We start from the raw sequence: 5,404 nt of genomic DNA, 5'->3' as shown, positions 1-5,404 counted from the left end.
CGTCAGCGCCTGTCGCATTTCTATTTTGCTGGGAACGTCGCAACTTTAACTTGCTAAAACAATATTTATAACAGGGTACATTTTTTTAGTATGCAACATGCCAATAAATTCATAAGGTTAGCCATAGAGGAAATTGGATGTCGAATTGCTATTCACAGATAACTTTGCCTGAACGTCGCCGTCTTTTCGAACTGAAACAGCTTTTGGGGCACCGAGATACCAGACTATAATGGCTATCATAGCGTTGTTGCCGACAACATCAGCAAAGACCGCAGAACACGGTTACGCAAGCTCAGACGTTATCCAGAACTGCGCAAGTTTGTCATTGAACAATTGGAAGCACATTGGTCGCCGGAACTGATCTGCGGCCGACTGATTAGCCATGGTTTGAGTGCGATACGACTATGTACGGAAACGATCTATCGCTTCATTTACTCAAAGGAAGAATATGGGCTGAAGCTGTTTGAACACCTTGCTGAGATGCGAACAAAGCGATGCCCATGAGGCATAAGGAAATCGCGCAGTTCCCGGATTCCAGAAGCGTTTCGCATTCATCAACGCCCTGATTTTATAGGCAATCGTCTGCAATTTGGCAATTGGGAAGGTGACTTGATTATCTTTGATCGTGATCTGGGAGAAGCCAATGTCATGACGCTTGTTGAACGCAAAAGCCGTTATTGCGTCATCATTAAAAACAGTAGCCGACACTCAAAACCTATTATGAACAAAATCATTCAGACCTTTGCAGCGCTGCCGTACCATGCACGCCGCAGTTTTACTTTTGATCGCGGTTCAGAGTTTATGGCTTATAGGGCTTTGGAGGATGGAATGGGGGCGAGAAGCTGGTTTTGCGATCCCAATTCACCCTGGCAAAAAGGTGCTATTGAGAACATCAACAAGCGCATTCGACGGTATCTACCCAGCAACACTGACCTGATGCAGTTCAGCCAGGCGCAGTTGACTGCCCTCGCCCATAATCTTAATGCAACCCCGAGCAAGTGTCTTGGATTTAAGACACCCGCCGAGAGCTTTGCCTTTCTTTTGCAGGAAGCAGCATAATCAGATAGCCTTACTTACGGCATTATGCACTTGGTGTAGCTTTTCCAAGATAAGCATGTTTATATCCTGTTCAAAATTTTGCGACATATCCCACTTAACTAGCTGAAATATTTATGACAAAATCGCAGATCATTGCATGTCGGCCGTAGTTGAATTTAAGAACTCAAACTACGGTTTTTGTTCTTGTTAAGGTACGCAATTAAAGCTTGCTTCTTGCTCAGCAGAGCCGCTCACAAAACGAGCTACTTGTGGTGAGGGACAGAGTTTTCTTGTGCGTTCCGCTGACCAATCCTTGGAATGTCCGTATTACCCTTTGTCAGGCCTGCTGTTACTGCCTGAGGTTCAATTCCGCGCTCCACCCAATCAACAAGTGTGGTGAACATGTCAAAATTATCAGATGCAGGACCACCACTACAATGGTTCATACCTGGAACAGGATAATATTTTACAAAATCTGACGCTGATCCACCGTTATTAGCGGTTACTGCCTCAAACCAAGCCAAAGTATCATTCGCTGAAAACACCGGATCAGATACTCCGTGGAAGACAATTAACTTGTTACACGAAGCCTTTAGATTAGCTAATGTCGGATTATCGAAACCAGGCGGAACAATTGTTTGCATGGCAGACCTCACAAAATTACTGTCCGTAGCATTAATTTTTTTGGAATCTGCATCAAGCTCAAAATCAAGTAGAAACTGCTCCAGCGAGGCAGAATCACCTTTGACTTCGGTCGGGGGTGTTGTGAATAAGTACGCCAAAGAGGCCGCGCCTTTTACAGCTATACGAGGCATATAATTAACAGATTCACTAGGGCTTTCCAGCTTCCATAAACGCCAGTCACTTCCACTAATACCGCTATCCCAGGCCCAGTCGGAATAAAGTTGTTTACCATTTTTATCGATCGGCCCTGCATGCACTGTTTCAAGTGCAGCAACTTTATCAGACGATAGGCAGCCACTGTTTTGATCTGGTTGACATTGAAGATTGGTAATGTCCAAATTTACTTGTCAAGCCTTTGTATCCAGAACCATACCATCTGCAAGTCCATCAAGACTGTCACATGCGCCTAAGATTGCGTTTGCAACAAGTGAAATATCTTCACGCGAAAATGCCTTGCGCACATCTCCATTCACGCCCTTGAAAGACTGTATGTCATGTGCATGCTGAACCGCTGCCTTAGGTAGATTAAATCCTGGTGCGCCAGCAAGAAAACCGTCATATTCAGACGACAGGCCCTCCGCAGCCATCAAACTATGCCTTCCGCCATTTGAACAGCCGGCCGCATAAGAGTATTTTGGATCGGCACCGTAATATGCTGTAATCATTGCTTTACCAAGCGGTGCCATAGTCTCGGTCGTACGATATCCGAAAAAATCGCGCGCTTCAGGATCCAACGCAAAGCGATAACTTCCAGCGCTTCCCCATTCAGGCTGTGCCGATCCGTCATGTCCTCCATCAGAAGATAGTACTGCATAACCACGTGCCAGTGCCGTCAGGCTCTTATTGCCACCCAAAAGCGGCCCCATAGCTGGGTAAACCTCTCCGTTATCTCCACCATTCAATTGATGAAAAAAACCCCGTTCCACTTGTCCGGTAACCGCATCTCGAAACGTACCGCGTAGGGATAATTATCTATACCCGTTCGTTCAGCCATAACACCCTTAACCAAACAATGCGAGAGCGGGTTCTTGGCGTCTTTAGCAATGTGTATGCTTGAGATTATTTTGATCCCTGGCACACTAAGTGTATCGGACGTAATATCTGCGCACCCATTTTAGCTTCAGCAGGAGTGGCACCTACCGTAACAAACAGCATGGCCGTTGCCAAACTTGTTGTAGTATACGATATTGCACGGTATTGAATAATTTAAACATGGTTCCTCCATCCCAAATTATGCACTATACGACGACCTACTCAATCTATGATTGCGTCGTCAGAAAAAATTAGACAGTAAATTGTTGTCTTAGATGTATAACAGAGCCCCTCCATTTTAGGATGTGTCGCAAAATTTTGAACAGGATATAAACATGCTTATCTGCAGGCACAGTTATGCTGCGAGTTCCGCAAAGACTTTGAATGCTGAACGATTGTCATTTGCTAATTGGTTTTTGCGGATCATGTGAGCCACTTCGATGCCTGCGATTGTCGCTGAGGCTGAATGAAACGCTTTGAAACCTAACATGTGTTTGGTAAGCCTCTTGATGAAACGATGATCTTGCTCAAGGATATTGTTGAGATATTTGACCTGCAGGATTTCAATCGCCTTACCTGTACCAGTGATTTTCGGGATGTTGTTTATAGCATGAGCTCCAGCCAAATTGGCTCCGCTTTTATCAATGACTATTTTGTACGGAACGCCATTGCTTGTGATGGCCTTCTTGAAGAAACGCCTCGCGGCACCGAGATTTCGGCGCTCAGAGAGCATGAAATCAAGGGTTTGCCCGTCACGATCAACCGCCCGATAGAGATAAGTCCATTTGCCTTTGACCTTTTTATATAGGTCTCGTCAACACGCCAGGAACTGGCTGTTGGCTTTTTACGTTTTTGTGCCTGAGCAGCAATCTGCTGTGAGTAGCGAACAACCCATCGGTTCAATGTTGCATGGTCAACATCAACGCCTCGCCAGCCATTATTTCCTGAAGGTCGAGATACGAAACTGCACAACGGACGTAGAAGAAAACAGCATAAAGGATGACACTTTTCGGAAAATGGACTCTTTTGAAGTCGACCATCAGCTGCTCCCGCATCACTCAATTATACGCACCGGTTGTGATATAACTCAGCAGAAGTGAAAAATTTGCAACATAACCCATCAAGTGCCCCGAAAGCCAAAACCCCGGAAAATTCCCCAGACGGTGACCTTAAAACGGCGAGCACGTCAGTATTATGCCTGCACATCATGCAAAGCATTTTTGAGCCCCGCCATCAGCAACTGAATATCCAGCGCCGAGGCCACGAAGATAAAACCCCATTCCAGATATTTACGTGCCGCAGTAATATCAGTGGTTAAAATACCACCGGCCTTGCCCAATTTGTTGAGCTTCTCGATTGCTTCCTGTATAGCGTTTTGCACATCCGGATGGCCTGGATTGCCTAAATGACCAAGCGAAGCTGCAAGATCGGACGGTCCGATAAAGACACCATCAACACCTTCAACCTGTGCAATATCTTCTAGATTTTGCAAGGCGTCACCTGTTTCAAGCTGAACAAGCACGCAGATCTCGTCATTAGCCTTTTTTAAAATCCATTCATCTGACCATAGGCCGATGCACGCGAACTTCCAGAAACGCCACGGATGCCCTCAGGCGGATAACGGCAGGCCGCAACAGCCTGACGCGCTTCTTCTGCATTTTGCACAAAAGGCACCAACACCGTCTGCGCCCCCACATCCAATATGCATTTGAGCACGACCGGATCATTCCATGCCGGACGCACAACCGGATGGGTCTTGCCGGCAGATCCTGCGTGCAAAGGCGTTACCAGATTGGAAATATCTACGGGTGAATGTTCTGCATCAAGGCAGCCCCAATCAAAACCGCTATTGCCGATAATCTCCACTGCCACCGGGCTGGCACTCATGCTCCACACACCAATTTGCTTTGTGCGCGAGGCCATGTCTGCCTAAAACGGGTTTCTTTTCACTTCCATGGTTAAACCTTTCAAACAAATTGTACGGCAACACTACCTAAAGGACCAAAGTCCGCGTGGAGTGTGTCACCTTTCTTAGCCCATAAAGGCCGTGTAAAACTCCCTGAAAGTAACATGTGACCAGGCTCCAAAACCGTTCCAAAGGGAGCAAGCTTATTAGCAAGCCAGACCACTGCCATTGCAGGATGCCCCAGCACCCCAGCCGCCAGTCCCGTCTCCTCTATTTCAGAATTTCTGTAGAATATGGCTCCAACCCAGCGTAGGTCAACATCTTCTGGACGGATCGGACGCCCGCCTAAAATCAACCCCGCTGCTGCACCGTTATCAGCGACTGTATCAAAGATTTTACGCGGCTCCGTTACACGCGCATCAATAATTTCTATTGACGGTACAATCCATTCTGTAGCGCGAAGCACATCTACTAAACCTACATTGGGCGCCTTTGGTCTTGGCCCGAATTAGTTGAGAGAGTTTCACTCTGTGCAGGCCGTGATGGCCTCAAATCCTATTGGCGATTTATATCCGAGTGAAGAGTGCTGCCGTATTGGATTATAAAAGCCATCGATGTATCGGCCAAGTTCTGTTTCAGCGCTGATGCGTGTTTGAAAGACTGTACACCATACCATCTCTGATTTGATGGTTTTAAACACGCTTTCCACCATGGCATTGTCATAACAATTACCTTTACCGCTCA

3 protein-coding genes and 4 pseudogenes are annotated in these 5,404 nt (G+C 46.5%); 1 reads left to right on the top strand and 6 read right to left on the bottom strand.

The window, feature by feature from the left end; translation table 11 throughout:
- The first annotated feature begins 137 nt into the window (after positions 1–137).
- A pseudogene (locus JNC77_RS17425) lies at positions 138–1,059 on the top strand (IS30 family transposase).
- A 242-nt stretch (positions 1,060–1,301) separates the two neighbouring features.
- Here the strand turns inward: JNC77_RS17425 and JNC77_RS17420 are convergent.
- The 6 genes and pseudogenes from JNC77_RS17420 to JNC77_RS17395 form a co-directional block, all read right to left on the bottom strand.
- Positions 1,302–2,588 (bottom strand): annotated as a pseudogene (locus JNC77_RS17420) (tannase/feruloyl esterase family alpha/beta hydrolase).
- A 521-nt stretch (positions 2,589–3,109) separates the two neighbouring features.
- Positions 3,110–3,794: pseudogene (locus tag JNC77_RS17415) on the bottom strand (IS6 family transposase).
- Positions 3,795–3,946: 152 nt separating this feature from the next.
- Positions 3,947–4,276, bottom strand: coding sequence for an aldolase/citrate lyase family protein (locus JNC77_RS17410; protein ID WP_374834772.1), 330 nt, complete (start codon positions 4,274–4,276; stop codon positions 3,947–3,949).
- Positions 4,277–4,299: 23 nt separating this feature from the next.
- Entirely contained in the window at positions 4,300–4,641 is a 342-nt protein-coding gene (locus tag JNC77_RS17405) for an HpcH/HpaI aldolase family protein (RefSeq protein ID WP_374834770.1), read from the bottom strand.
- Positions 4,642–4,721: 80 nt separating this feature from the next.
- Positions 4,722–5,153, bottom strand: a pseudogene (locus JNC77_RS17400) (FAA hydrolase family protein); the annotation flags it as partial.
- Positions 5,154–5,183: 30 nt separating this feature from the next.
- Positions 5,184–5,404, bottom strand: a 221-nt coding sequence (locus tag JNC77_RS17395; RefSeq protein WP_374834768.1) for an integrase core domain-containing protein, incomplete at its 5' end; no start/stop codon positions are given.

It is taken from the genome of Paenochrobactrum pullorum (assembly GCF_041929845.1).
GTDB lineage: Bacteria > Pseudomonadota > Alphaproteobacteria > Rhizobiales > Rhizobiaceae > Paenochrobactrum > Paenochrobactrum pullorum.
Note: the sequence above shows the minus strand (reverse complement) of the source record. Positions and strands in the feature narration are given on the sequence as shown.

Excerpts from the sequence above, each read along its gene's own strand:
- JNC77_RS17405 (WP_374834770.1), bottom strand. The coding sequence starts at position 4,641 with ATGAGTGCCAGCCCGGTGGCAGTGGAGATTATCGGCAATAGCGGTTTT.